The organism is Nonomuraea sp. MG754425, assembly GCF_021699195.1.
Lineage (GTDB): Bacteria > Actinomycetota > Actinomycetes > Streptosporangiales > Streptosporangiaceae > Nonomuraea.
Genome location: NZ_SSXE01000066.1, coordinates 22422 through 45874, shown reverse-complemented (window position 1 = coordinate 45874; position 23453 = coordinate 22422). Strand labels below are relative to the sequence as shown.

Genomic DNA, 23453 nt, shown 5'->3' with positions numbered 1-23453 from the left:
AGCGTGGACAACCCGACCGGCGCGGTGAGATCGACGGCCACCACGTGCGCCCCCGCCCGCCGGAACACGCTCAGCGCGCCCCCGTAGGCCGGGTCGCCCACCAGGACGCGGTCACCGGGCCGCAGCAGCACCCGGGCGGCCAGGTCGATGCCCTGCTGGGCCCCCGCCGTGACGAGCACCTCGCCGTCCACGCCCGGCCCCGCGGCCAGCAGCGCTCTCAGCCGGGGATCGCCCATCGCGTCGTAGCCGTGGCCGCTGGGCGCGCGCAGCAGGTCGGCCGGGTCGAGCGGGGGCAGGACCAGGTGGGCGGGGTCGGGCACCACGGAGGTGGACAGGTCCGCGCGCACCGCCCCCGCCTGAAGGAGCCCGCCGAACGAGGGGACGCCGAGCACGTACGTGCCGCTCCCGTGCCGCCGCTCGCACAGGCCCTCCTCGCACAGCGTGTTGAACGCCGCCGTCACCGTGCCCCTGCTGACCCCGACCGCCTGGGCCAGGTCGCGTTCGGACGGCAGGCGGGTGCCGGGGCCGATGAGACCGGTCTGGGTGAGATCGGCGAGCGCGCCCGCCAGACGGCGGCTGGGCGGGCCCTGGTGCAGCCGGAGCCGGTCGCGGACGAGTGTGACGAGGGCGTCTTCCCTTCCCATGACCATCATTATCCCGATACTGTGCCACTCACTGTGAAATTGGCCCATAAATTCGTGAGTGAGTCGGGCCACTGGAGAGAGGAGTGGCCCGTGCGGGAGGCCAAGTTCATCTGGATGGACGGGGACCTCGTGCCGTGGGGCGAGGCCCGGGTGCACGTGCTGTCGCACGCCCTGCACTACGGCACCGCCGTCCTGGAGGGCACCAGGGCCTTCGAGACGCCGGACGGGCCCGCCGTGTTCCGGCTCGACGAGCACCTGCGGCGGCTCCTGCTCAGCGCCAGGATCATCGGGCTGGCGATGCCGTACACGGTGGACGAGCTGCGGACGGCCACGCTGGGCACCGTGGCCGCCAACGGCCACCCGTCCTGCTACATCCGCCACCTCGCGCACCGGGGCTACGGCGAGATGGGCATCGCGGCGCGCGGCTGCCCGACCACCGTGTCCGTCGCCACCTGGGAGTGGGGCGCGCTGCTCGGCGCGGGCGTGCGGCTGATGACCAGTTCGTGGCGGCGCAACGACCACCTGGTGGTGCCCACCTCCGCCAAGGCCACCGGCCCCTACCTCAACTCCGTCCTGGCCAAGCAGGAGGCCCTGGACGCCGGTTACGACGAGGCCGTGCTGCTCAACGCCGCCGGATACGTCAGCGAGTGCACCGGCGCGAACCTCTTCGTCGTCCGTGACGGGCTGCTGGCCACACCCCCCTCCAGCGCGGGCGCCCTGGAGGGGCTCACCCAGGACACCGTCGAACGGCTGGCCGACGGCCTCGGGCTGCGCGCGGCCAGACGGGAGCTGATGCGCTCCGACCTGTACGCCGCCGACGAGGTGTTCCTGTGCGGCACCGCGGCCGGCATCGTGCCCGTGTCCTCGGTGGACGGACGCGAACTCGGCGACGGGCCCGGCCCCGTGACCGCCAGGCTGACCGACGCGTACGACGCCGTGGTGCACGGCCGCGACGAGCGCTTCCGCCACTGGCTGACCCCGGTCGCCGCCTGAGACCTGGGCGGCGGCGCGACCGGCCCGCGTGATCGTCGCCCCGCGGGCCGAAGACGTCCTCCCGCACGCCCGGCGCATGAGAAGGTAGTCGCGTCTGGTGGCGCCGGAACACGACCTAGCACTACCTAGCTCAGCCGTGCCACGGAAATCTTCGATCACGGGAGGTCATCGGGGTGAGGCGCGCTCTGGTCGTGCTGGCCGTGCTGGTCGGTCAGGTGATTGTCGGTCAAGGTCTGTTCGCCGGGCTCGCCAGGGCGCAGGCGGACGAGGGCGCCGCCGCGCGGGTGGCGCTCATCGGGGTGTCCGGTCTGCACTGGAACGACCTGACCCCGTCCGACACCCCCCACCTGTGGTCGCTGGCCGAGGCCGGCGCGATCGGCTCGCTGTCGGTCCGCACGGTGGGCAACGTGACCTGCCCCTACGACGGGTGGCTGAGCGTGTCGTCCGGCACCAGGGCGGCCGTGGGCTACGCCTGCGGAGCGCCGCCCAAGCCCGAGCCGCGGGGCGAGGGCGCGGTCATCCCCGGCTACCACTACCTCCTCGACGTGGCCGACCAGCGCACCGCCGGCACCCTGGGCGAGTCGCTGAAGGCCGCCGGGAAGTGCTCGATCGCGATCGGGCCCGGCGCGGCGCTGGGGCTGGCCGACCGGCAGGGCGCGGTGGCCCACTACCGCGACTCGCCGAGCCAGGTCGCCGCCGCCGACCTGCAGAAGTGCCCGGTGATCGCGATGGACGTCGACGACCTCGTCCAGCCCTACCTGGCGGGCGAGCCGGACAAGCTGCCCAAGGTGCCCGACAAGCTCAGCCCGGCCGAGCGCCGCGAGGCACTACGGCTGGCCGACGCCGAGGCGGGCGCGCTGCTGTCGGTGCTGCCCGCCGACACCACGGTGCTGCTGGCGGGCCTGTCCGACCACGGCTCCGTGCCCCACCTGCGGGTGGCCGCGCTGCGTGAGCCCGGCGCGCAGGGGCGGCTGCTCGGCACGCCGTCCACGCGCCGCGAGGACATCTCGATCCTCACCGACCTGACCGCCACCGTGCTGGCCAGACTCGACGTGCCGGTGCCGAGCACCGTCGTGGGCGTGCCGCTGCGGGTGGGCGCGCAGGGCGCCACCATCGAACGGCTCGAACAGGCCGACGCCACCGCCCAGACCATGCGCTCGGCCAAGGGCGCCTACTTCACCGGCCTGGCGGTGCTCCAGGTCCTGTTCTACGTACTGGCCTTCCTGCTGCTGCGCCGCCGCAAGGTGCTGCCCTGGGTACGCCGCGCCGCCGTCGCCCTGGCGGCCCTGCCCGTCACCTCGTTCCTGGTCAACCTGCTGCCCTGGCGCGACCACCTGGAGCTGTTCGGCGGCATGGCCGCCTGGTGGGCCGCGCTGACCGCGCTGGCGCTGGCCGGGCCGTGGCGGCGCCGGCCGCTCGGCCCGCTGGCCGTGGTCGCCGCGGTCACGGCGCTCACGCTCGTCGGCGACCTGCTGACCGGCACCACGCTCCAGCTCAACAGCTTCATGGGCTACAGCGCCGAGCAGGGCGCCCGCTACTTCGGCCTGGGCAACATCCCGTTCGCACTGCTGGCCACCGGCACGCTGCTGGCCACCACGGTGATCGCGCATCGGTGGCCGGGCCGGGTCGGGGTGGCCGCGATCGTGGTGCTGGGGGCGTTCGCCATGGTGCTCGGCGGGTCGGGGATGGGCAGCGACTTCGGCGGCGTGATCGCGTTCGTGCCGGGCATCGCGGTGACCGCGCTGATCCTGTCGGGCCGGCGCATCTCGCTGATGAAGCTGGCCGCGTTCTGCGTGGCCGGCGGTGTGATCGTGATGGGCTTCGCCTGGATCAACTACCTGCGGCCCCCCGAGGAGCAGTCGCACCTGGGCCGGTTCGTGGGGCAGGTGCTGACCGGCGAGGCGGTCGAGGTCATCTGGCGCAAGCTGCAGGCCATGCTGTCCACCCTGCTCAGCCCCAATCTGATGCCCATCGTGATCGCCGCCGTGGCCTTCCTCGTGTACGCGATCATGCGTCCCGAGCAGGCGTCGGCCGGGGTCGTGCCGGCGGCGTTCGCGCACTCCCCCGCGCTGCGCGCCGGGCTGATCGGCACGCTCGTCAGCGGCGTGGTCGGGATGCTGGTCAACGACTCGGGCGCGGCCGTGTTGTCGATGGCCCTGGCGCTGGCCGTGCCGCTGCTGCTGGCGACCGGCATCAGCGCGCTGCGCGCGGAGGGCGGGTCAGTCCCAGGCGTCGGCGAGCAACTGGCGGGTGTCCCGAAGTAGCTGCGGCAACACCTTGGTCTGGGCGACGACCGGCATGAAGTTGGTGTCGCCGCCCCACCGGGGCACCACGTGCTGGTGCAGGTGGGCGGCGATGCCGGCGCCGGCGACGTGGCCGAGGTTCATGCCGACGTTGAAGCCCTGCGCGCCGCTGGCCTTGCGCAGCGCCCGCAGCGACTTCTGGGTGAACTCCCCCAGTTCGGCCACCTCGGCCGCGTCGAGTTCGTCGTAGTCGGAGACGTGCCGGTAGGGCACCACCATCAGATGGCCCGAGTTGTACGGGTAGAGGTTGAGCACGGCGTAGACCACCTCGCCCCGCTTCACGATCAGGCCGTCCTCGTCGCTCATCTTCGGGATGGCGTCGAACGGGCAGCCGTCGTCAGGGCCCGTGCCGGTCGGCTTGTTCTCGCCCTTGATGTAGGCCATACGATGCGGGGTCCACAGACGCTGGAAGTTGTCGGGGGCCCCTGCCCCTGCCTGATCGTGCATAACTAGCAGCATAGGACCCCGCACGAACGGGGCGCCCTCCCGCCGCAGGCGACCTGTCAGGATGAGAGGCATGACGGATCAGCTCCAGCCCATGCCGGACGACTGGCGGCGCGCCCTGGCCATCGTGGCCCACCCCGACGACCTCGAGTACGGCTGCGCCTCCGCCGTCGCCGTGTGGACCGACGGCGGACGCGACGTGACGTACCTGATGGTCACCAGGGGCGAGGCGGGCATCGACACGCTGGAACCCGCGAAGGCCGGCCCGCTGCGCGAGCGCGAGGAGCGGGCCAGCGCGGCGGTCGCCGGGGTGACGCAGGTGGAGTTCCTCGACCACGCCGACGGGGTGATCGAGTACGGCGTCGCGCTGCGGCGCGACCTGGCCGCCGCCGTCCGCAGGCACCGTCCCGAGCTGGTGATCACGCTGAACTTCGACGAGACCTGGGGAGGCACGTACTGGAACACGCCCGACCACCGCGCGGTGGGCAGGGCGGTGATGGATGCCGTCGGTGACGCGGGAAATAGATGGATATTTCCCGAAATTGCGGCGGAGCCGTGGAACGGCGTGCGCTGGATCGCCGTCATGGGCACCGACGCCCCCACCCACGCCGTGGACGTCACCACCGGCCTGGAGCGGGGCGTGCGCTCGCTCCTGGAGCACCGCGCCTACATCGAGGCCCTCACCGACACCGACCCCGAGACCTACGCCCGCGACCTGATCGAGGGCTACACGAGGGAGCAGGCCGGGCGCTTCGCCGGCCGCCCGGCGGTGACGTTCCGCCTGTATCCACGCTGACGACGGGCAGCCGCGCCGTCGAGGGGTTTCGCGGGCCGCGCCGGACGGCACGACCTGCGCAGTCCGATGCTCAGACCTGGACGCGACGCTCCACGGCGCCGACGATCTCGGCGATGGCCTCCTCCACCGGGACGCCGTTCTTCTGCTCGCCGCTGCGGTAACGGAAGGACACCGCGCCGTTGGCGATGTCGTCGTCGCCGGCCAGCAGCATGAACGGCACCTTGGCCTTCTGCGCGTTGCGGATCTTCTTCTGCATCCGGTCGTCGGCCGTGTCGACCTCGACCCGGACCCCGGCGGCCCGCAGCCGCTTGGCGACGTCGTGCAGGTAGGACACGTGGGCCTCGGCGATCGGGATGCCCACCACCTGCACCGGAGCCAGCCAGGGCGGGAAGGCGCCCGCGTAGTGCTCGGTGAGCACGCCCAGGAACCGCTCGACGGAGCCGAACAGCGCCCGGTGGATCATCACCGGGGTCTGCCGCGAGCCGTCGGCCGCCTGGTACTCCAGGCCGAAACGCTTGGGCTGGTTGAGGTCGAGCTGGATGGTGGACAGTTGCCAGGTGCGCCCGATGGCGTCCTTGGCCTGCACCGAGATCTTGGGCCCGTAGAAGGCCGCGCCGCCCGGGTCGTCCTTGAGCGTCAGGCCGGACTCGGTGGCCACCTGGCGCAGCGCCTCGGTCGCCTCCTCCCACTCGGCGGGGTCGCCGATGAACTTCTCCGACTCGTCGCGGGTGGACAGCTCGAGGTAGAAGTCGGACAGGCCGAAGTCGCGCAGCACGCTGAGCACGAACCGCAGCAGCGACTTGATCTCGTCGGCCATCTGCTCGCGGGTGGTGTAGATGTGCGCGTCGTCCTGCGTCATGCCGCGCACGCGGGTGAGCCCGTGCACCACGCCGGACTTCTCGTAGCGGTAGACCGAGCCGAACTCGCACAGCCGCAGCGGCAGCTCGCGGTAGGAGCGCCCGCGCGCCCTGAAGATCAGGTTGTGCATCGGGCAGTTCATCGGCTTGACGCGGTACTCGACGCCCTCCAGCTCGAAGGCCGGGAACATGTCGTCGGCGTACCAGGGCAGGTGGCCGGAGGTCTCGAAGAGCGAGCTCTTGGTGATGTGCGGGGTGTTGACGAACTCGTAGCCGGCCTCGGCCTGCCGGGCCCGCATGTAGTCTTCCATCTCCTTGCGGATGATCCCGCCCTTGGGATGGAAGATCGGCAGACCGCTGCCCAGTTCCGGCGGGAAGCTGAACAGGTCGAGCTCCACGCCCAGCTTGCGGTGGTCGCGCTTCTCGGCCTCTTCGAGCAGCTTGAGGTATTCGTCCTGCTTGTCGCGGGACTCCCAGGCGGTGCCGTAGATGCGCTGGAGCTGCGGGTTCTTCTCGCTGCCACGCCAGTACGCGCCGCCGGAGCGCATGAGCTTGAACGCCGGGATGGACCGGGTGCTGGGCACGTGCGGCCCCCGGCACAGGTCCTTCCAGCACAGCTCGCCGCTCTTGGGGTCGAGGTTGTCGTAGATGGTGAGCTGCCCGGCCCCCACCTCGACCGACTCCTCGTCGGCGGCGCCGCCCTTGAGCCCGATCAGCTCCAGCTTGTACGGCTCCGCCGCCAGCTCCGCGCGCGCCTCGTCGTCGCCGACGGGCCGGCGGGAGAAGAGCTGCCCCTGCTTGACGATCTCGCGCATGCGCTTCTCGATGCGCTTGAGGTCGTCGGGGTGGAAGGCCTGCGGGACGTCGAAGTCGTAGTAGAAGCCGTTGTCGACGGGCGGCCCGATGCCCAGCTTGGCCTCGGGGAACAGCTCCTGCACGGCCTGCGCCATGACGTGCGCGGTGGAGTGGCGCACGATCGAGCGGCCCGTCTCGCTGGAGACCTCGATCGGCTCGACCGCGTCGCCGTCGGCCAGCGGGTGGGCCAGGTCGCGGGGCTCGCCGTTGACCCGGGCGGCCACGACGGTGCGGCCGTCGGCCTCGAGCGCCGCACCGGCCGTCGTGCCGGCCGCGACCACACGCTCGGCTCCGGCGAGGGTGATGCGTAGCTCGGCTGACACGGTGACTCCTTGAAGATCGCGCTCGATGCCCGGCACCGAGGCTGGTTCGACGGTAGGCACCGATGCTATCGCGGGTGAAACCCCAGCTTTGTCAGCTCGTGTCGGCTGCCGTGGAAGACGTTGCGGTCGATCGGGCTGTTGGCGTACTGGTGGATGGTCCAGTCACGCCAGGGGCCGGGCACCGGCGGGGCGCCGCGCGGGCTGTGCGGGCTGGCGAGCCAGAGCGGGTACTCCGCCAGCCCCGCGCAGTGCCCGCCGCGCGCGAACGCCTGGAAGGTGTAGATGAACGGCCGCACGCCGGCGTGCCGCTCGACGTGGTGGCAGAACCGGCGGGCGTACCTGGCGACCTGCTCGGGGCGCAGGCCGTCGTTGGTCTCCAGGTCGAGCGCGATCAGGTCGCCGCGGCGCAGCCCGCCCGCCGACCTGATCACGCCCAGGAAGTGCCGGGCCTGCTCGATGGGGTCGCCCTTGGGTCTGGCGAAGTGGTAGGCGCCGCAGACGAGCCAGCTCTCGCGCATGCCGTTCCAGTTACGGCCGAACCACTTGTCGGTGTAGTCGCCGCCCTCCGTGGCCTTGGCGAAGGCGAAGGAGACCCCCGCCTCGGCGTGGTCGGCCCAGGCGACGGTGCCCTGCCAGTTCGACACATCGATGCCCAGTAGCACGCGCTTCACCTTGCCGCATTCTAGGGAGGCGTACGCCGCTCAACCCTTCGCCGCGCCGATCAGCAGCGCCCGGGTGCGCTCCCGGTTGGCGAACACCGAGCCGACGAAGTCGGTCACCCCCGCCTGCTTCAGCGCCTCGATCCTGGCCAGCACGGTGTCCTCGTCGCCGATGATCGCCACGTCGGCCGGCGTAGCCGCGCCCTCCCGGTCGAGCATCGCACGGTAGGAGGGGAGCTGGCCGTACATCGCGAAGATCTGGTTGGCGCGCTCGAAGGTGGCGGCGCTGTCGTCGGTGACGCTGATGGGCAGCGCGCAGACGATCCTGGGCGGCTCGCGGCCCGCCTCGGCCGCGGCGGCGTTGATGACGGGCGCGATGTGCTCGGCGACCGTCTTCGGCCCCGTCATCCACAGCACGGTGCCGTCGGCCACGGTGCCGGCCAGCTTGAGCATGCGCGGCCCGAGCGCGGCCACCAGCACGGGGAAGCCCGCGCCCGGCCCGGTCAGGCGCAGGTCGGCCTTGAGCGTCTCGCCCTCGTACCTGACCTGCTCGCCGCGCGAGGCCGGGAGCAGGATGTCGAGGTACTCCTTCATGTGCCGGCCGGGCCGCTCGAAGCTGTAGCCGAACATGTTCTCGATGACGAACTGGTGCGACAGGCCGACGCCCAGCGTGAACCGCCCGCCGAGCGCGGCGTTGGCGGTCATGGCCTGCTGGGCGAGCACGCCCGGGTGGCGCGGGTAGGTGGGCACGACGGCGGTGCCGAGTTCGATCGGCGGCGCCTGCACGCCGGCCGCGGTCAGCGCGGTGATGGCGTCGAGGCTGAAGATGTTGGAGATCCAGGCAGAGGTGAAGCCATCCTCCACGGCCTGGGCGATCTGGTCGCGCAGGGAGCCGATCGGGTCCGGGCCGCCGGGCTCCGCGAGGTAGTAGCCGTAGCGCATAGGAATAGAACTCCGTTCTGGTGTCTGACGCGAATCTATCTCCCCACGCCGCCGGGCGATCATCCGCCCGGCCGGGGCCGATTTGTAAAGTGACGTGCATGACGCACGAACGCGCGGGACAGCCCGCCCTGCCTTCCGACCTGGTCGACGTCGCCAGGCTGGTGACGTCCTACTACGCGCTGCGCCCCGACGCCGATCAGGCGGCCCAGCGGGTGGCGTTCGGCACGTCGGGGCACCGGGGCTCGTCGCTGCGCTCGGCGTTCAACGAGGAGCACATCCTGGCCACGAGCCAGGCCATCGCCGAGTACCGCCGGATGCAGGGCACCGACGGGCCGTTGTTCCTGGGCGTCGACACGCACGCGCTGTCGGAGCCCGCGCGGGTGTCGGCGCTGGAGGTGCTCGCGGCCAACGACGTCGAGGTCCTGATCGACCTGCACGACGGCTACACCCCCACGCCCGCCGTCTCCCACGCCGTCCTGCGGCACAACCGGGGCCGCACGAGCCACCTGGCCGACGGCGTCGTCGTCACGCCGTCGCACAACCCGCCGGGCGACGGCGGGTTCAAGTACAACCCGCCGCACGGCGGTCCCGCCGACACCGACGCCACCGGGTGGATCCAGGACCGCGCCAACCGGCTGCTCCACGAGGGGCTCGCGAGCGTGCGCCGGGTGCCGTACACGACGGCGCTGGGCCGGGCGGTGCGTTACGACTTCCTCGGCTCGTACGTGGACGACCTGCCCTCGGTGGTGGACCTCGACGCGATCAGGGCGGCCGGGGTGCGGATCGGGGCCGACCCGCTGGGCGGGGCGAGCGTGGCGTACTGGGGGGAGATCGCCGAACGGCACCGGCTGGAGCTGACCGTGGTCAACCCGCTGGTGGACCCGACGTGGCGGTTCATGACGCTCGACTGGGACGGCAAGATCCGGATGGACTGCTCGTCGCCGTACGCGATGGCCTCGCTGATCGCCGGCCGCGGCTCGTACGACATCGCCACCGGCAACGACGCCGACGCCGACCGGCACGGCGTCGTCACCCCCGACGGCGGGCTGCTGAACCCCAACCACTACCTGGCGGTCGCGATCGACTACCTGTACACCCACCGCGACGGCTGGCCGGCCACGGCCGGGGTGGGCAAGACCATGGTGAGCAGCGGCATCATCGACCGCGTGGCCGAGTCGCTGGGGCGGCGGCTGTACGAGGTGCCGGTGGGCTTCAAGTGGTTCGTGCCGGGGCTGCTGGACGGCTCGCTCGGGTTCGGCGGCGAGGAGAGCGCGGGGGCGTCCTTCCTGCGCCGCGACGGCTCGGTCTGGACCACCGACAAGGACGGCCTCATCCTGGCCCTGCTCGCCTCGGAGATCCTGGCCGTCACCGGCTCCTCGCCGAGCGAGCGCTACCGCGAGCTGGTCGAGCGGTTCGGCGAGCCCGCCTACGCGCGGGTGGACGCGCCCGCGACGCGCGAGGAGAAGGCCGTGCTCGGCAGGCTGTCGGCCGAGCAGGTGACGGCCGGCTCGCTGGCGGGCGAGCCGATCACGTCGGTGCGCACGACGGCCCCCGGCAACGGCGCCGAGCTGGGCGGGGTGAAGGTCTCGACGGACAGCGCCTGGTTCGCGGCCCGGCCGTCCGGCACCGAGGACGTGTACAAGATCTACGCCGAGTCCTTCAAGGGCCCCGACCACCTGGCCAAGGTGCAGGAGGAAGCGCGCTCGCTCGTGTCCGACGCGCTGGCGGGCTGAGCGCGGCTCAGTACTGCAGGTGCCGCCCGCCGTCCCCCACCAGCACCTCGCCCGTCACCAGGTCCGACTCCAGCAGCGCCGTGACGAGCTGGGCGATGTGATCGGGCCGGGCGGTGCGGCGCAGCGGCGCCTTCAGCTCCTCCTTGGCGGCCATCTCGGAGAACACCTGCTCCCCCACCCTGCCGATGTGCCAGCGGGTGGCCACCATGCCGGGGGCGACCGCGTTCACCCGGATCTCGGGGCCGAGCGCCACGGCCAGGTCGCGGGTGAGCTGGAGCAGGGCGGCCTTGCTGACGCCGTACGCGATGGAGGAGCCCGTGGCCAGCAGGCCGGCGACGGAGGCCACGTTCACGATCGCGCCGCGCGTCTCGCGCAGGGCCGGGGCGAAGGCGCGGGCGCAGTGGAAGGCGCCCATCAGGTTGACGCCCATGACCTGCCGCCACACCTCGTCGGTGAGCCCCTCCAAGTCGGGGAACGGCACCCATCGCGTCGTGCCCGCGTTGCACACCAGGGCGTCCACCCGGCCGTGCTCGGCGTGTACGCGGGCGGCCAGCCGGCGCACGGCGGCGTCGTCCGACACGTCGGCGGCCACGGCCTTCGCCGCGCAGCCCAGGCTCTCCAGCCGGGCGACCGTGTCGCGCGCCTCGTCGGCCGAGCGCGAGTAGTTGACGACGACGGCCGCCGCGCCCTTCCTCGCCAGGCTCTCGGCGACGGCGGCGCCGATGCCGGTGCCGCCGCCGGTGATCACGGCGACCGTGCCGTTCATGTCCATGTGCACTCCTCGCGCGCCGGGGTCGAAGGGCGGGGACGCCGGCGTCCTCGCTCACGCGCGAGACGTGCGCACCCGGGCCGTGGGGTCGGCTCGGGCACGTGCGGATGCGTTGACGGTGACCTGTCGCGCTGGGGAGAACCGCGTTCCGTGCGCGCCCCTGCCCGAGCGGCCCGCCGTCAAACGGATCCCGGGGCCGTCAGGTGAGTTCGCGGCCGGTCGCCGTGGCCATCCCCGTACGTCCGAGGTCGGCCCGGCGGCCGGCGGCCATGCCGTCGCGGTAGCCGGTGCCGCTGGTGGTGGGCACGCTCATGCGGATGTCGGGGTAGCAGGCGGCCACCGCCCGTTCCACCTCGGCCCTGCGGTCGGCCAGGACGAGTTCGGAGCCGGTGCCCGCCGACCCGGCCGCGCGGGACTCGGCCGCGCGCAGCAGCCGGTACACCTCGTCGGTGAACCCCAGCAGCCAGGACCTGCGGTAGGCCCGCACGGCCGTGACGTCGCGCGGCGGCCGCACCCTGGCCAGGCCCGAGGCCATCTGCAGCAGCAGCGAGGTGGCCAGCAGGTCGGCCCGGTCCAGATCGGCCGCGAACCCGAACACGTGCACCCGCTGCCCGCCGTCGCCCCCGCCGATCAGCAGCGGCCGGCACCGTACGGCCTGCGCCACCAGGCTGACCAGCCGGGCCTTCTCCCTGGCCCAGGGGGCGGGCAGGGTGACGACGCGGTCGCCGGGGACCTGACGGACGCCGGCGGGCGGCAGTGAGTCGATGCCGTGCCTGGCCATCAGCGCCGACGCGGCGGCCATGAACGTGGCGCGCTCGTGCTCGTTGTCGGTGCGCTCGGCCTTGGCCAGCAGCTTCCTGACGCGTTCGAGCGTCCGCTCCCGCACCTGCTCCCCCTCGGTTCGTTCCCGTGCCCGCGCCCGCGCCGCCGCCGCGGCCGGACGGGACGCGGCGGGGTGGGAGGAGCACGGGCCGGTGACCGGGACCAAGCCTACGGCTTGCCGGTGAGCACCCGCCCGTCGTCGTCGATCGCCGGGAACGCGCCGGTGTCCACGATGCCGTGCTGCTGGTACAGCGCCTCGATGAGCGCGTGCGCCTGCGGCTCCAGCTTCCACAGCGCGCGGTACTCGCGGGCCGCGGCCAGCGAGATCCCGATCTCCTGCGCGATGTCCACGGTGCGCGGCACGATCCCCTTGGAGATCTGGAGGTCCCAGAACTCGCGGGCGGCCCGCATGCGCGCCGCCCGCTCCGCCGTGCTGAGCACCTGCGGCGTGGTGTCGAGCACCTCGATGTCGTCGTCGTCGACCAGTTCGGCCAGGACGGCGGGCAGCGCGGGCCGGGCGGGGACGGGGTGGTGGTCGGCCTCGGGCTCCCAGGGCACGCGGGGGTCGGCGTCGATGAGCGCGGTGGTGTTGTACAGGGCGGCGATCTGGGCGAGCAGCGCCTCCTGGCGGGCCGGGTCCACGGCCAGGCCGGTGTGCTCGACGGCTTGGTCCATGGCCTTGTCGAGCCTGGCCAGCGCGGCGCGCATCTTGCGGTCGGGGGCGCCGGCCTCACGCAGCGCCTTGGCCTTCTTGGCGGCCAGCGCGACCCTGGTCAGCCTGCGGTGGGCGTCGACCTCGCTGGCGGTGCGGTCACTGACCTCGGCCAGCCCCAGCCGGACGAGCAGGCGTTCGGGGGTGAGCCGCCAGTTGATGCGGCCGGTGCCGCGGATGCGGTGACGTTCGATGGCCATGCCGCGCTCCCACAGCCAGGCCGCCACCAGCGGGGCGGCGAGCCGGAAGAGGGCTTCGGGCAGGCTGCGGGCGTCCATGCTGGACAGGACGGCGGTCAGGCAGGTGAGCGCCCACACGGCGATGCCGTCGATGCCCGCGGAGAAGTTCTCGCGCATGTTGCGGCGGGCCCGCACGGCGCTCGTGATGATCGCGACCTCGATGAACGCGAACAGCAGTAACCGCAGCGGCCCGTCGAGGCCCAGTACGTCCCCGGAGAAGCGCCACATGCCCTGGGCGGAGACGCCGGTGGCGATGGAGGCTGCCACGATGGTCAGCACGTCCTCGATGGGACGCAGGGCGACGTACCTGGAGAACAGCCAGGACACGGCGCGCCAGGTGATCCTCAGCACCACGGCCAGGAGCGCGAGGCCGAGCAGGCTCAGCAGCGCGATGACGGCGGTGGCGAGCGGCTTCTCGGTGATGAAGGCTGCGATTTCCTCGAATGTCGGCATCAGTCACTATCCGTGAGGGCTCAAACTCCGGCTCTATGCGACGAGATCATCGCAGAATGTCGCCATCTTGTACGCCAAACGCAGTCTGCTGCCCCATTTTGCCCACCTTTCACTGCAGTTCAGAGGACTTGACGGAGCGTGTATCGGACACGACCCAACCCTCCCGCCGTCACAGCCGGTGCGAACCCCGGAGCGGACCCGGAGCGGGCCCCGGAAAGCGGCGTGCCCGGCGGGCGCCTGCCGCCGCGGTGACAGCCTCGATCCGGGCTGGTCGCGACCCATGGCCCGGCGCACAATGGGAGCCGTGCAGGCCCGGGGAGGGAGACGGTGAGCAAGCGATCACGCAGGCGACGCGCCCTTTCCTGCGCCGCGCCCGCCCGGCGGACCGCACCGGCTCCCCGACGATCTGCGCAGCGGTCAGGACCGGGCGCGGGAACCGCGAAGCGGCCAGGGCCGGGCGCGAAAGCCGCGCGAGTCCGAGCCCCGCCGGCGCCTTTCGTGCCGCCCCTTCTCGCCCGCGGCCGCGACCAGCCCCCACCAGGGGCTTCGGCCGGGCGATGCGCAACTCCCGGCCTCGCGCGAGGGCGGCGAGGGTGAGATGTAAATTCGTCCTTTCGGAGGGCACCATTCACTTCTCCGAATGGGACCATCTATGCAGGGATTTATCCCAACATGGCGTGATGTATCCCCAGCAGGACGGATATCGATGTCAGAGACAGAAGAGTTCCCACTCGTCCAGTTCATGCGTGACGGGTTCGACCCCGTGGGCGAGCTCGGGCGCATCCGGGCCGAGCACCGGGTCTTCCCGATGGAGATCCCGGGCGGCCAGACCGTTTACCTCGTCACCCGCTGGGAGGACGTGCGCGCGGTGCTCGGCGACCACGAGCGCTTCAGCAACGACTTCGCGGGCGTGATCGGGCTCGGCTCCAACCAGGAGGACCCGGGCGGCCTCGGCTTCCGCGACCCTCCCGAGCACACGCGGCTGCGCAAGTACCTCACGCCCGAGTTCACCATGCGCCGCCTGCGCAGGCTGGAGCCGCGGATCGAGGCCATGGTGGCCGAGCACCTCGACCGGATCGAGGCCAAGGGCGCGGCCGGCGACCTGCCGGTGGACCTCGTGGAGGAGTTCGCGCTGCCGATCCCGTCCCTGGTCGTGTGCGAGCTGCTCGGCGTCCCGTACGAGGAGCGCGCCGACTTCGTGAAGTTCAGCAAGGACCGCTTCGACCTCAGCGCCGGGCCCGAGGCGTCGCTGCAGGCCATCAACGACGCGATGGCGTACCTGACGGACCTGGTCGCGCGGGAGCGGCAGAACCCGGGCGACGGCCTGCTCGGGCAGTTGCTGCGCGAGCACGGCGACGACCTCGACGACCGCACGCTCGCCAGCATGGCCGACGGCCTGCTGACCGGCGGGCACGACACCAGCACCAGCATGCTCGCGCTCGGCAGCCTGTGGCTGCTGCGCAACCCCGACCAGGCCGCCAAGGTGCGCGAGGTGGACGGCTACGTCGTGGACGTGGTCGAGGAACTTCTGCGGTACATGACGGTCGTCCAGGTCGCCTTCCCCCGCTTCGCCCGCGAGGACCTCGACCTGCACGGCGTGAGCATCAAGAAGGGCGAGATGGTGCTGTGCTCGCTGACCGGCGCCAACCGCGACCCCGCCCTCGGTGAGAACATCGACGAGGTACGGCCCGGCCGGGAGACCCCGGGCTCCCACCTGGCCTTCGGCCACGGCATCCACCGCTGCATCGGCGCGCCGCTGGCACAGATGGAGATGCGCATCGCCTTCCCCGCGCTGCTGCGCCGCTTCCCCGGCCTGCACGTCGCCGGCGAGGTGTCGTTCCGGGAACTCGCCATCGTGTACGGGGTCAAAGAACTACCCGTCGCCTGGTAGAGCGGTTACGTTCGCTGTGTGGACGAGCCCGTCATCGACCTGACCGTGATCAGCGCCGTCGTGTTCGAGACCGACGGCGTGGTCACCGACACCGCCCGGGGGCACGCGGCCGCCTGGAAACACGTCTTCGACGCGTTCCTGCGCGGCCGCTCGGCGCCGTTCGACATCCGCGACGACTACCTGCGCCACGTGGACGGGCGCCCGCGGCTCGACGGCATCCGCACCTTCCTGGCCGCACGCGGCATCACCGTGCCGGAGGGCGAACCCGACGACGAGCCCGGCGCGCCCACCGTGCACGGGCTCGGCCTGGCCAAGGAGCGCCTCTTCATGGAGCAGGTGGACAAGTACGGGGTGGCCGCCTTCCCCGCCACGGTCGCCCTGCTGCACGAGCTGCGCCGCCGGGGAGCCCGTACGGCGGCCGTCTCCGCCGGTCTGCACGGCTGCCGGCTGATCGGCTCGGCCGGCCTGACGCACCTGTTCGACCTGGTGGTCGACGGCAACGACGCGGCGCTGCTGAACCTGCCGGGCACGCCCGACCCCGCGCTGTTCCTGGAGGCCGTGCGCCGGCTCGATCTGCCCGCCGCCGGGGCCGCCGTGGTGGTGTCCGCGCTGCCCGGGATCGAGGCGGGGCTCAGGGGCGGGTTCGGCCTGGTGGTCGTGGTGGACGGCGAGGAAGGCGGCGAGGGGGCGCATGCCGTGGTGCGCGATCTGGGCGAGCTGGAGGTGCGCGGCAGGGTCGCGCCGCTGACGTCCTGACCACGCCGGCCCGGGTGCTAGATTCCGCGTGTGACGTCCACCCCTCGCCTTTCCTGGCGGGGCCTTCCCCTCGCGAGCCGCCGATGACCGTGCTCATCGATCCGCCCGACTGGCCGGGGCCGCGCGGCCTGATGTGGTCGCACCTGGTCAGCGACAGCTCCCTCGACGAGCTGCACGACTTCGCGGCGCGGCTGGGGGCGCCGCGCCGGGCGTTCGACCGGGATCATTACGACGTGCCGGAGACCGTGCACGCGCGGGCGATCTCGCTGGGGGCCGAGGCGGTCAGCTCACGAGAGCTGCTGCGGCGGCTCATCGCGGGCGGGCTGCGCCGCCGCAAGCGCTCGCAGCCGCGCTAGCTCCTGCGTCATGTTGGCCCTGGCGCGCTCCTCCCACAGGCCGCGGGCCCTGGACGTGCGGTAGAGGGACGGCGTGGCGAGCAGGCGGCGCAGGACCGCCGAGCGGCCCGCGGCGAAGTCGGCGTCGGGGACGTGCGCGTACTCCTGGCGGATCGCGCGCGTGTAGTCCCCGTAGCCGGGGCTCGCCAGGACGGCGAGGTCGGCGTCGCACAACACCGCGCCGTTCCGGTCGCCGGGCCCGAGCGTGTCGTGGGCGGCGGTGAGGCGGACGAGCCTGGCCACCTCCGTCACCCGGCCGGCCGGCACCCCGCAGCCGGGCAGGCGCGCGAGGGCGAGGTGGGCGCTGCGCTCCTCGTCCCAGCCGGCGCGGCCGTCGTAGATCGCGTCGTGGAACCAGGCCGCCAGCCGCACCACCACCGGGTCACCGGCCGCACCCATCACCCCGCCCAGACCTCCGGCCGACCCGCCGCCCATTTCTCCGGCCGGCCCGCCGCCCGGTTCGCCGCCCGGTCCTTCAGCCGGTCCGCCGCCCGGTCCTTCAGCCGGTCCGCCGCGCGGTTCTTCGGCCGGTCCGCCGCTCGGTTCGCCGCCCAGTTCGCCGGCCGGGCTGGTGAGCCGGTCGATGGCGGTCAGGACAGCGGCGAGGTGGGCACGGGTGTGGTAGCGGCGGTGCGGCTCCGACCAGCGGGCGATCAGCTCCGCCCCGAGCGCGAGCGCGGCGGGCGACGCGCCGGCCAGCGCCGCCCAGTCGCGCGCCAGGCCGCCGGGCGAGCCGTCGCCGGGAGCCGCCCACTCGCCCGCCGGTGAGACACCCGCCGTCCGATCGTCGATCACGATTCCACCGTACGCGGCCCGCGCGGTGCTACCGTCCTCACCATCGGGACGAACGCGAGCGAGGAGCCGCGGCGCCTGCCCCGCCGGCGGGAGCTGCGGGCGGTCATGCCCGGCCGCCCCCGCTGGTCGGCGGCGGCCCGGCTCGCGGCGGCGGCCGACGTCGCCGACCTGCGGCTGCTGGCCAGGAAGCGCGCCCCGCGGATGGTGTTCGACTACGTGGACGGCGCGGCCGAGGACGAGCGGTCGATGGCCAGGTCGGTGGCGGCGTTCGGGCGGGTGGAGTTCGCCCCGCACGTGCTGCGCGACGTCTCCGAGGCGCGCACGTCGGTCGAGATCCTCGGGCGGCGGATCGCGATGCCGGTGGTGCTCGGGCCGACCGGTTTCACGCGGATGATGCACCGCGGGGGCGAGCGCGCGGTGGCGCGGGCGGCCGAGCGGGCGGCGATCCCCTACACGCTGTCCACGATGGGCACCACGACGGCCGGTGACGTGGCCGCCGCCGCGCCCGGCGGGTGGAACTGGTTCCAGCTCTACGTGGTCCGCGACCGCGCCCGCAACCTGGAGACCCTCTCCCTGGCCTCGGACGCGGGCATGGACGTGCTGGTGGTGACCGTGGACGTGCCGGTCGCCGGGGCGCGGCTGCGCGACGTCCGGCACGGGCTGACGGTCCCGCCCTCGCTGCGCTGGCGCGGGGTGCTGGAGGCGGCCCGGCATCCGGCGTGGTGGTTCGACTTCCTGACCGGCGAGCCGCTCAGGTTCGCCACCGCGGAGGGCGCGCCCGACGATCTGGCGGGGCTGACGAACCTGCTGTTCGACCCCTCGGTGACGATCACCGACCTGGAGTGGATCAGGTCGGCGTGGCCGGGGAAGCTGCTGGTCAAGGGCGTGCAGCGGGTCGACGACGCCAGGGAGCTGGCCGCCGTGGGCGTCGACGGGCTGGTGGTCTCCAACCACGGCGGGCGCCAGCTCGACCGCGCCCCCACCCCCTTGGAGCTGCTGCCCCGGGTGGTGGAGGCCGTCGGCAAGCGTACCGAGGTGTTCCTCGACGGGGGTGTGCGCGGCGGGGCCGACGTCGCCGCCGCGGTCGGGCTGGGCGCGCGGGCGTGCTTCGTCGGCCGCGCCTACCTGTACGGGTTGATGGCCGGGGGCGAGCCCGGCGTGACGCGGGTGCTGGACCTGCTGCACGCCGAGCTCGTACGGACCCTGCGGCTGCTGGGGGTCGGCGGCGTCGAGGAACTCGGCCCCGGCGCCGTCCGGCTCAGGGGAAGCTGACGACCTTCACCGGGACGGTGGCCGTGCCCTGGGCCGGGGCTCCCGTGTTGTTGACGACGTGGTTGATCGTGCCGTTGCCGCCGAGCGAGACGGTGAGCAGGTCGTGGAAGCGCACGTTCGGGTTGACGGGCGTCTCGAAGCCGCGCTCGGCCACGATGCTCGGATCGACGTTGAAGTAGCAGTACGCGCCCAGCCCCCACGCCTCGTGCGAGGTGACGGAGTCGGCCACCTTGTAGGCGGCGTAGCCGCGGGTGGAGCCGTTCATCCAGGCGGCCTGGTTGGGCGGGTCGTACGGCATCTCGTTCTGGAAGAAGATCGTCTTGCCGCGTTGCCCGTTCCAGATGACCTGGTACTTCTGGTAGTGCTCGACGAACAACCCGTACGCGGTGACGTCGTCGCCGTTGACGATCAGGCCGGTGTCGGCGGTGTTGACGGTCCAGCCGATGCCGGCGCCGTGGTCGCCGCGCCAGGCCCAGATGTGGTCGATGATCGTGTGGTCGCTGTTGACGACGAGGCTGGTGGTGGCCTTGCCGGCGTGGGCGCCGCCGATGCGGAAGAACACGTCCTGGATCGAGATGGGGTTGGCGGCGTGCGAGGCGCCGGAGCCGGACGGGCCGACCTCCATGAGGATGGGCGAGTTCACGCTGCCGGCGTCGAAGAGCAGCCCGGCGACCCGGATGCCGTCCACGTCGGCGACGCGCATCGGCACGACGCCGTTGTCGGGGATGATCGTGGCGTAGCCGAGGCCGAGCACGACGGTGTTCGCCCTGGTCACGTTGATGGTCTGGCCGACGTGGTAGATGCCGGGCGTGAAGAGCAGGTTCAGGCCGGAGGCGAGGGCGGCGTTGATGGTGGCGGCGGTGTCGGAGGGCTTGGCCACGTAGAACTGGGTGAGCGGGACGGAGGTGCCGGTGCCGGGCCAGCTCGCGCCGCGCGTGTTCTGCCGCAGCGCGGGCACGAACACCTGGTAGGCCCCGGCGGAGTCCACGTACAGGAAGGGCTTCTCCCTGGTCACCGGGCTGTTGGCGATCGTCGTGTACGGCGGCTCGGGGAAAGACTGGGCGGGCGCGCCCTCGACGCCGGAGAAGACCATGTTCCACACGCCGTTGAGCCAGCCGCCGATGCTGCTGTCGCGGGTGAACCACTGCTGCTGCGAGTACGGCTGCACGGTGCCGTCGATCCTGCTGTCGGCGATGTAGCCGCCGCTGGCCCAGCCGTACCCGGTGGGCGCGAGGTTGAGGTTGCCCCTGACGTGCATCCGGCGGAACGGCGCCGCCTGCGAGACCGCCCACTGGTTGGTGCCGCCGGGCGGGGTGATGGACAGGTTCTCGGCCGAGCGCCAGAAGTTCTGCGTGGCGTTGCCGCCGAACCAGCCGGCGTCCACCTTGACCTGGCCGTTGATCGTGACGTCGTCGGGGTTGCGGCCGAGGCCCATGATCGAGGTGTAGAAGCCGATGTCGGCGTTGACGTTGTAGCTGCCGGGCTTGAACAGCAGGGCGTGCCGCTGGGTGCCGAACTGGTTGGACTCCATCTGGGAGAAGACCGAGTTCAGCGTGGACTGGATGCTCGACGACGACATGGACGGGTCGAAGACGTGCACGTTGGGGCCGAGGTCGCCGCCGCCGGGCGGGGTGGTGGTGGTCGTGCGCACGCTCAGCTCCCACAGCGAGTAGCCCCAGCCCGTGGCCCTGGCGGTGCCGTACAGGCGCAGGTAGCGGCCGGTGCCGGTGACGTCGAGGGTCTGGGTGCCACCGGTTCCTGTGCTGGTGGAGTGGATGTCGGTCCAGGTGGAGGCGTTGTCGGAGACCTGGAGGCGGAAGGCGGTGGCGTAGGCGGTCTCCCACTGGAGCACCACCTGGCAGATCGACTGGGCCGAGCCCAGGTCCACCTGGAGCCATTGCGGGTCGCTGAACGCGCTGGACCAGCGGGTGCCGGCGTCGCCGTCCACGGCGGCCGAGGCGGAGGTGCCGGCGTTCTCGGACGAGGAGGCCGTGGCGGGCCGGTTGAGCGCGACGTTGCCCGTGCCGCACGCGGCGGCCTGGGCGGGCGCGCTGACCAGGCAGGACAGGAGCAGGGCGGCGAGGGCCGCGACGATCAGAGCGGGACTTCGGCGGGGGTGCACTGTCTGACTCCTCACGAAGGGGGGTGGTGAGAGAGCGCTCTATCGAGCAGAGCGTGCCTGTGGTCCGCACTTGTGTCAATGCTTAGTTCAACACTTATGCAATAGTCGGCACCGACGCCGGGTACGCGGCGTCGCCGAAGAACGGCTCGACCACGAGCGTCGCCGCCCCCAGCGCCACCGCGTCCGGGCCGAGCCGCCCGAGCACCACCGACTCCGGCTGGAACGGCTGGGCCAGCGTGTTCGCGGCGGTGGCCGCGCGGATCCCGTCGAGCAGCCGACCGCCCAGCAGCAGCCCCGCCCATCCCCCGATCACGATGCGCTCGGGGTTGAACAGGTGCACCAGCGACGACAGCCCCACACCCAACAGGTGGACGGTCTCGCCGAGCACCGGCGAGCCCTCCTCCAGCAGCCTGGCCAGCGCCGCCTCCTCGTCGGCGGAGTCGGCCACGACCCCGGCCCGGTCGAGGATGGCCTCGGCCCCCAGGTACGCCTCCAGGCAGCCGCGCGCCCCGCACCGGCAGGCCCGCCCGCCGGCGACCACCTTCAGGTGGCCGACCTCGCCCGCCGCCATGCCGGCGCCCCGGTAGACGCGCCCGTCGGTCACGATCGCGCCGCCCACGCCCGACCCCACGAGGATGATGATCGCGTCGGTGGTGCCCCTGCCGGAGCCGAACCAGAGCTCGGCCTGCCCCATCGTCTTGGCCCCGTTGTCCACGAACAGCGGCAGCGACGTGCCGGCCCGCAGCAGCGCGCCGAGCGGCACCGCCTCCCAGCCGAAGGTCTTGGCCCGCACCAGGGCGTCGGCGCCGGGCTCGACGATGCCGGGCACGCCGACGCCCACGCCGAGCACCTGCCGCGCCGGCACCTCGCCCTCGGCGATGACCGCGTCCACGCCGGTCAGGATGTGGCGGGCGACCAGTTCGGGATCGTGCTTGGCCGAGCGGACCGCGTAATGGGCCCTGGCCCGCACGTTCATCCCCAGGTCGAACAGCTCGACCCTGACCTGGGTCTCGCCGACGTCCACGCCGACGGCGTACCCGTAGGCGGGGTTGACCTTGAGCAGCACGCGGGGCCGGCCGCCGTCGGAGTCGACGTGGCCCGCCTCGACGATCACGTTGTCGGCCAGCAGGTCGCCGGTCATCGTGCTGACCGTGGCCGCGCTCAGGCCGGTCGCGGCGGACAGCTCGTTGCGGCTGGCGGGGCCGCCGAAGTAGAGCGCGCGCAGCAGCATCGCCCGGTTCCCCCGGCGGAGGTCTCGTACGGTCTTGCGCCCTGACGTGCTCATCGTCGTCGTCCCCGTTCCGTTCGAACCCGGCCCTTCCTGAGTTCGCCGCCATGTTAGTTCACGGCTCGAACGTCACGGCGCGGCCGGGTGTTACCAAAGCGTTTCCTGACTTTCTTCGAGGCTTAGATTATGGTCTGGCCATCCCCCCGATGAGGAGACGACAATGAGCCGAGGACTTGTGCGAGGCGCCGCCGTGGCCGTGCTCGTGAGCGGGCTGGCCGCATGTGGCGGCGGGCAGGGCGGCGGGCAGGGTGATGGGCAGGGCGGCGGCTCCAAGGAGCTGACGTTCTGGATGTACCAGGACCGCACCCCACAGGCCGGCCAGGTGATGGAGAAGGTCCGCCAGGACTTCGAGAAGGCCAACCCCGGCGTGACGGTGAAACTCGTCAAGATCCCCAAGGACGACTACAACACCAAGCTCGGCAGCGCCGTGGCCAGCAAGAGCGCGCCCGACGCGGGCATCCTCGACCAGCCGCTGGTCTCCAAGTACGCCCTCGACGGCACGATCAAGGAGGTGCCCGCCGGGCTGATCGACGAGGCCGACTACTACAAGGGCGCCCTCGACACCAACCGCGCCGGCGGCAAGCTGTACGGCCTGCCCCAGGACCAGACGACGGTCGCCCTGTTCTACAACCGCAAGCTGGTGCCCACCCCGCCGAAGACCTGGGACGAGCTGCAGCAGGCCGCCGCCCGGGTGCACGCCGCCGACGCGAACGTGGCCGGCATGAACGTGCCCAAGGGCGACGGGTACGGCGCCTGGATGTTCCCCGGCGTCGTGCACGGCGCCGGCGGCCAACTGGTGGACGACGCCGGCAAGAAGGTGCTGTTCGACCAGCCGCCGGCCGTGGAGGCGCTGCAACTGTGGGTGGACCTGCTCCAGTCGTCGCCTCGCAAGATCACCGACTCGGACAAGCCCTTCGAGAACGGTCTGGCGGCCATGACGATCTCCGGCCCGTGGGACGTGCCGACCATCCGCGAGCAGTTCCCCGATCTGGACTTCGGCGTGGCGCCGCTGCCGTACAAGAGCGAGCCGGCGGGCAACATCGGCGGCGAGGACTCCGTCGTCTTCGCCACCGGCAAGAACCAGGACCTGGCGTGGAAGTGGCTGGCCTTCCTGTCGGACGCGGCCAACAACGGGGCCGTCGCCGACGCCTTCGGCGGGTTCCCCGTCCACCTCAAGGCGCAGGTGGTCGCGGGCGGGCCCGAGCAGGCCGCCTTCCTCGAACAGCTCAAGGTGGCGCACGCGCGGCCGGCGGTGCCGCAGTGGATCCAGGTCAACGACGAGATCATCGCCCCGGCGATCGAGTCGGCGCTCACCGGCAAGGCCACCGCCCAGCAGGCGCTGACGGACGCGGCCGGCAAGACCCGCTCCCTGCTCGGCTGGAACGGCTGA

The 23453-nt window shown here is 72.4% G+C and carries 20 protein-coding genes; 9 read left to right on the top strand and 11 right to left on the bottom strand.

From position 1 onward, the window contains the following. The coding region (locus FAF44_RS22975; RefSeq protein WP_237105290.1) for an aminotransferase class I/II-fold pyridoxal phosphate-dependent enzyme at positions 1-644 on the bottom strand (644 nt) is incomplete at its 3' end. Positions 645-734: 90 nt separating this feature from the next. Between FAF44_RS22975 and FAF44_RS22970 the strand changes: the two genes are divergently transcribed. Beyond that, positions 735-1637, top strand: coding sequence for a branched-chain amino acid transaminase (locus FAF44_RS22970; protein ID WP_237105289.1), 903 nt, complete (start codon positions 735-737; stop codon positions 1635-1637). A 173-nt stretch (positions 1638-1810) separates the two neighbouring features. Beyond that, complete coding sequence (locus FAF44_RS22965; RefSeq protein WP_237105288.1) at positions 1811-3901, top strand: hypothetical protein; 2091 nt, start codon at positions 1811-1813, stop codon at positions 3899-3901. On the opposite strand, the gene FAF44_RS22960 is transcribed toward FAF44_RS22965, so the two are convergent. Then, on the bottom strand, positions 3857-4387 hold the full coding sequence (locus tag FAF44_RS22960) for an HIT domain-containing protein (protein ID WP_237105287.1): 531 nt from the start codon (positions 4385-4387) through the stop codon (positions 3857-3859). The genes FAF44_RS22965 and FAF44_RS22960 overlap by 45 nt on opposite strands. Before the next feature lie 70 nt (positions 4388-4457). Here FAF44_RS22960 and FAF44_RS22955 point away from each other — a divergent pair, with 70 nt between their 5' ends. After that, positions 4458-5180 (top strand): PIG-L deacetylase family protein, encoded by a 723-nt coding sequence (locus FAF44_RS22955; RefSeq protein ID WP_237105286.1) that lies wholly within the window; start codon positions 4458-4460, stop codon positions 5178-5180. A gap of 70 nt (positions 5181-5250) precedes the next feature. On the opposite strand, the gene thrS is transcribed toward FAF44_RS22955, so the two are convergent. Genes thrS through FAF44_RS22940 form a run of 3 tightly spaced genes read right to left on the bottom strand, consistent with a single transcriptional unit; the run spans position 5251 to position 8816 of the window. Further along, complete coding sequence (thrS, locus tag FAF44_RS22950; protein WP_237105308.1) at positions 5251-7242, bottom strand: threonine--tRNA ligase; 1992 nt, start codon at positions 7240-7242, stop codon at positions 5251-5253. 38 nt (positions 7243-7280) lie between these two features. Next, the gene (locus FAF44_RS22945) at positions 7281-7886 is read right to left on the bottom strand and encodes a glycoside hydrolase family 25 protein (RefSeq protein WP_237105285.1); all 606 of its coding nucleotides are present in this window, start codon (positions 7884-7886) and stop codon (positions 7281-7283) included. 30 nt (positions 7887-7916) lie between these two features. After that, positions 7917-8816, bottom strand: a complete 900-nt coding sequence (locus FAF44_RS22940) for a TIGR03564 family F420-dependent LLM class oxidoreductase (RefSeq protein ID WP_237105284.1) — start codon at positions 8814-8816, stop codon at positions 7917-7919. A 98-nt stretch (positions 8817-8914) separates the two neighbouring features. On the opposite strand from FAF44_RS22940, the gene pgm reads away from it, so the two are divergent. After that, positions 8915-10549: a phosphoglucomutase (alpha-D-glucose-1,6-bisphosphate-dependent) gene (gene pgm, locus FAF44_RS22935; protein WP_237105283.1), complete on the top strand. Its 1635-nt coding sequence runs from the start codon at positions 8915-8917 to the stop codon at positions 10547-10549. Positions 10550-10556: 7 nt separating this feature from the next. Here pgm and FAF44_RS22930 read toward each other — a convergent pair whose 3' ends face one another. The 3 genes from FAF44_RS22930 to FAF44_RS22920 all read right to left on the bottom strand — a co-directional run bounded on the left by FAF44_RS22930 (position 10557) and on the right by FAF44_RS22920 (position 13544). Then, the gene (locus tag FAF44_RS22930) at positions 10557-11321 is read right to left on the bottom strand and encodes an SDR family NAD(P)-dependent oxidoreductase (protein WP_237105282.1); all 765 of its coding nucleotides are present in this window, start codon (positions 11319-11321) and stop codon (positions 10557-10559) included. Between the two features lie 196 nt (positions 11322-11517). After that, a complete protein-coding gene (locus FAF44_RS22925) occupies positions 11518-12306 on the bottom strand; it encodes a DUF2786 domain-containing protein (RefSeq protein ID WP_237105281.1) in 789 nt (262 codons plus the stop codon). 2 nt (positions 12307-12308) lie between these two features. After that, the gene (locus FAF44_RS22920) at positions 12309-13544 is read right to left on the bottom strand and encodes a hypothetical protein (protein ID WP_237105280.1); all 1236 of its coding nucleotides are present in this window, start codon (positions 13542-13544) and stop codon (positions 12309-12311) included. A gap of 706 nt (positions 13545-14250) precedes the next feature. Between FAF44_RS22920 and FAF44_RS22915 the strand changes: the two genes are divergently transcribed. The 3 genes from FAF44_RS22915 (at position 14251) to FAF44_RS22905 (ending at position 16547) form a co-directional block, all read left to right on the top strand. Further along, positions 14251-15435, top strand: a complete 1185-nt coding sequence (locus FAF44_RS22915; RefSeq protein ID WP_237105279.1) for a cytochrome P450 — start codon at positions 14251-14253, stop codon at positions 15433-15435. 18 nt (positions 15436-15453) lie between these two features. Next, on the top strand, positions 15454-16191 hold the full coding sequence (locus FAF44_RS22910; protein WP_237105278.1) for an HAD family phosphatase: 738 nt from the start codon (positions 15454-15456) through the stop codon (positions 16189-16191). Positions 16192-16274: 83 nt separating this feature from the next. After that, positions 16275-16547 (top strand): DUF4031 domain-containing protein, encoded by a 273-nt coding sequence (locus FAF44_RS22905; RefSeq protein ID WP_237105277.1) that lies wholly within the window; start codon positions 16275-16277, stop codon positions 16545-16547. On the opposite strand, the gene FAF44_RS22900 is transcribed toward FAF44_RS22905, so the two are convergent. After that, complete coding sequence (locus FAF44_RS22900; RefSeq protein WP_237105307.1) at positions 16479-17306, bottom strand: metal-dependent phosphohydrolase; 828 nt, start codon at positions 17304-17306, stop codon at positions 16479-16481. The two genes, FAF44_RS22905 and FAF44_RS22900, sit on opposite strands and share 69 nt — an antisense overlap. Before the next feature lie 180 nt (positions 17307-17486). On the opposite strand from FAF44_RS22900, the gene FAF44_RS22895 reads away from it, so the two are divergent. After that, entirely contained in the window at positions 17487-18653 is a 1167-nt protein-coding gene (locus tag FAF44_RS22895; protein WP_237105276.1) for an alpha-hydroxy acid oxidase, read from the top strand. On the opposite strand, the gene FAF44_RS54895 is transcribed toward FAF44_RS22895, so the two are convergent. Then, positions 18640-20775 (bottom strand): discoidin domain-containing protein, encoded by a 2136-nt coding sequence (locus tag FAF44_RS54895; RefSeq protein WP_308193362.1) that lies wholly within the window; start codon positions 20773-20775, stop codon positions 18640-18642. The genes FAF44_RS22895 and FAF44_RS54895 overlap by 14 nt on opposite strands. A gap of 94 nt (positions 20776-20869) precedes the next feature. Next, complete coding sequence (locus FAF44_RS22885) at positions 20870-22060, bottom strand: ROK family protein (protein ID WP_237105275.1); 1191 nt, start codon at positions 22058-22060, stop codon at positions 20870-20872. Between the two features lie 163 nt (positions 22061-22223). On the opposite strand from FAF44_RS22885, the gene FAF44_RS22880 reads away from it, so the two are divergent. Beyond that, entirely contained in the window at positions 22224-23453 is a 1230-nt protein-coding gene (locus FAF44_RS22880; RefSeq protein WP_237105274.1) for an ABC transporter substrate-binding protein, read from the top strand.